At 59.5% G+C, this 3,151-nt stretch carries 3 protein-coding genes and 2 pseudogenes; all 5 read left to right on the top strand.

All coding sequences use genetic code 11. The features are described 5' to 3' along the window. A partial coding sequence (locus tag PDO_RS11960) for a type IV secretory system conjugative DNA transfer family protein (protein ID WP_009109795.1) occupies positions 1-1,286 on the top strand: 1,286 nt, incomplete at its 5' end. After that, positions 1,283-1,483: a hypothetical protein gene (locus PDO_RS11955; protein ID WP_009109793.1), complete on the top strand. Its 201-nt coding sequence runs from the start codon at positions 1,283-1,285 to the stop codon at positions 1,481-1,483. The genes PDO_RS11960 and PDO_RS11955, both read left to right, overlap by 4 nt. Before the next feature lie 371 nt (positions 1,484-1,854). Then, positions 1,855-2,238 (top strand): annotated as a pseudogene (locus PDO_RS11950) (recombinase family protein); the annotation flags it as partial. A 109-nt stretch (positions 2,239-2,347) separates the two neighbouring features. Beyond that, entirely contained in the window at positions 2,348-2,482 is a 135-nt protein-coding gene (locus PDO_RS29340) for a hypothetical protein (protein ID WP_348225824.1), read from the top strand. After that, positions 2,475-3,151, top strand: a pseudogene (locus tag PDO_RS11945) (transposase family protein); the annotation flags it as partial. The gene PDO_RS29340 and the pseudogene PDO_RS11945, both read left to right, overlap by 8 nt.

Here is a 3,151-nt window from a genome sequence, read left to right as displayed (position 1 = left end):
ATAGCGGTCTGCTAATCGGCCGCGACAGCAAAACGGGCAAGTTGTTCCGATATGAGGGGCCAGCCCATCTGCTGACCATGGCTCCGACAAGAACCGGCAAAGGCGTCGGCACCATCATCCCGAACCTGCTGACCGCTGATCGATCGGTGATCTGCATCGACCCCAAGGGCGAGAACGCCAGAATAGCCGGACGCGCCCGTGAGAAGTTCGGAGCAGTCCATATCCTTGATCCCTTTGGTGTCACCCGCAGGCCCTCGGCCGCCTTCAATCCGCTTGATGCCCTCGATCCCTATGGCATCGATGTCGCTGAAGATGCCAGCACACTTGCCGACGCTCTGGTGTTCGATGAACCAGGAATGGCCGGCGAAGCACACTGGAATGAAGAGGCGAAAGCCCTCATCGCCGGACTTATCCTTAAGATCGTCGCCGTCGAAACCCACGGTCGCCGTCATCTTGGAACCTTGCGCGAATACCTGACGCTCGCACCGGACAGCTTTGCGGCCCTCCTGAAGCGCATGCAGGGTAGCACCGACATCAACGGTCTGATCGCCCGCGCCGCCAATCGCCACCTTGGCAAGTCCGATCGCGAGGCCGCCGGCGTGCTGTCGGCTGCCCAGCGCCATACCCACTTCCTCGACAGCCCTCGGATGACGACAGTCCTGGGGCGCTCCGATTTTACATTCGCTGATCTGAAGACGCGCAACGCCACGGTATTTCTGGTGCTGCCGCCCGATCGGCTTTCCGCCTACTCCAGATGGCTGCGTCTGCTGGTCACCCAAAGTCTGACTGATATGGCCCGCGATCCGGCAAGGCCCGCTATGCCTGTCCTCTATCTGCTCGATGAGTTTGCTGCTCTCGGCCATCTTGCGCCCGTGGAGCGCGCCATGGGCCTCATGGCCGGCTACGGCGTTCAGCTCTGGCTGATCCTGCAAGATGTCCACCAGTTGCGCTCTACATACGGACAACGCGCCGGTACATTCCTGTCGAATGCCGGGGTCCTCCAGATCTTCGGTGTCAACGATCACGACAGCGCCCGTCTGGTCTCCGATCTGCTGGGTCAGGAAACGGTCGTATTCCAAACTATGGCTCGAGCGCTGGATTCCGAAAAGTCCGGCATCTCCTACAGCCAACACCACACGGCCCGGCCGCTGCTCACCCCGGATGAGGTCCGCAACCTGCCGCAAAATCTTGAACTGCTGTTCCTTGCCGGGCAACGGCCGATCACCGCAGCCAAGCTCGCCTATTATGCCGATCCAGAATTTAAGGGGGTATTCGATCCGGCATGAGCGACGAAACCGAGGATCTGGCGGAAACTCTCGCGTTCACGATCGGCGTCATCCTTCAAAGTGACGCCGATAAACGGCGACATATCGCGCTAGCCTACCAGGAAGCCCGGCAATTGGTGGAGACCATCCCACCCGACGATGGTGATGCCCGGCCGAAAATCATTGCCTGTCTGGAGCGATTTGAGATCTACATGTAGGCGCCTGCAATCATCCGGGCTCGTACTCGCAAACGGAGCAGGTTTTTGCTCAGATTATCTGACAATGAAATACCATCTGTGCTCACATTAATTGCCAATGTACTCGCCATCGATGCGGCGTGCTTGCAATCGTAAAATCCTGCTCACGCTTTTTGCCAATGGGCCGGTCGGTCTTGGAATGGCTCGATCCAGCGATTTCGATTGGCGGCAATGGTCGCGTCCGTGGATCCACTCGGCCTATTTCATTCCGGCGACTGGGTTTGGGCGTTCTTGGAAACGGTCGTTTCTGCGACGCCGGCTGGCTCGGGATAAAACGGATGTCGTGGCACCATAATCCTTCTCGAAACTATTCTTGATTGCTCCCTCTCAAAATGCCATCCTTCGCACGACTTTTGCGAGGAAATCGCATGCGAGTGGGTTATGCCAAGGTCAGTACCGTCGATCAGAATCCGGAGCTTCAACTTGAAGCCCTGAAGCAACAGGGTTGCGAGAAGGTGTTCGTCGAGCGCGGTTCGGGCGCCCGTGACGATCGGCCCGAACTCCGCCGCGTATTGGAGGATGTGCTACGGTCAGGCGATACGCTTGTCGTTTGGAAGCTGGACCGTCTGGCGCGATCATTGCGCAAATTGATCACCACGGCGGAAGACCTTGAGAAGCGCGGCGTTGGCCTGGTCTCGTTGACCGAGAGCATCGATACTACGACACCGGGCGGTGTGCTTATCTTCCATGTCTTCGGCGCGATCGCGCAATTTGAACGCGCCCTGATCCGGGAGAGGACCGCAGCCGGGTTGCAGGAGGCTCGCCGCCAAGGGCGTAAGGGCGGCGCCCGCCCGCCTAGGCGATATCCTGGCTGCCCGCGCCTTGATGAAGCAAGGCAATCTGCCGGCACAGGATGTCGCCAAGCGCATGGGCGTGTCGGGGGCGACACTTTATCGTCATCTGGGGAAGTATCGCGACAATCAGGAAGCCTTGGCATTTGCCGGAGCGGACCATGGCTAAGCGGGGCAAGCGTCCGCCCAGTGAGGCCCTTGTCGATCTTCGTCGGCGGTTGTCTTTGCTGACGGCCCGTGACCCGAGCCGTGGCGATGTCGTTCAGCGATTGACGGACGCGTACGGGGTGTCGGTTTGGACGATCTATCGCGCCCTTCGAGACCTTAACCAACCGAAGCCGGTTCGCCGGTCGGATCACGGTTCGACCCGGACGCTGCCCAAGGCCCAGATGGAGCGGTACGCCGAAATCATTGCCGCTTTGAAGCTGCGGACGTCCAATAAGAAAGGTCGGCATCTTTCCACCCGACGAGCCATTGAATTCCTGGAGGGCGACGGCGTCGAGACGCCTGACGGCCTGGTTCAGGTGGCCAAAGGACGTTGTCGCGAGCAACCGTCGATCGGTTCATGAAGGCAAACGGCTATGATCTCGCCCGGGTCATCCAGCCGGTTGCCGCCGTGCGCTTTCAGGCCAAGCGTTCCAACGAGCTTTGGCACTTCGATATGAGCCCCTCTGACCTGAAACAGGTGAAGGCACCTTTGTGGCTGGCAGAGGGCCGCGGTCGTCCGAGCTTGATGCTGTTCTCTGTCGTTGATGATCGTTCCGGCGCAGCCTATGACGAATATCGTGGCGTCTATGGCGAGGATGCCGAATCGGCATTGCGCTTCTTGTTCAACGCC

It is taken from the genome of Rhizobium sp. PDO1-076 (genome assembly GCF_000247475.1).
GTDB lineage: Bacteria > Pseudomonadota > Alphaproteobacteria > Rhizobiales > Rhizobiaceae > Allorhizobium.
This window is presented reverse-complemented; position numbering and strand designations above follow the sequence as displayed.

Excerpts from the sequence above, each read along its gene's own strand:
- PDO_RS11955 (WP_009109793.1), top strand. The coding sequence starts at position 1,283 with ATGAGCGACGAAACCGAGGATCTGGCGGAAACTCTCGCGTTCACGATC.
- PDO_RS29340 (WP_348225824.1), top strand. The coding sequence starts at position 2,348 with ATGAAGCAAGGCAATCTGCCGGCACAGGATGTCGCCAAGCGCATGGGC.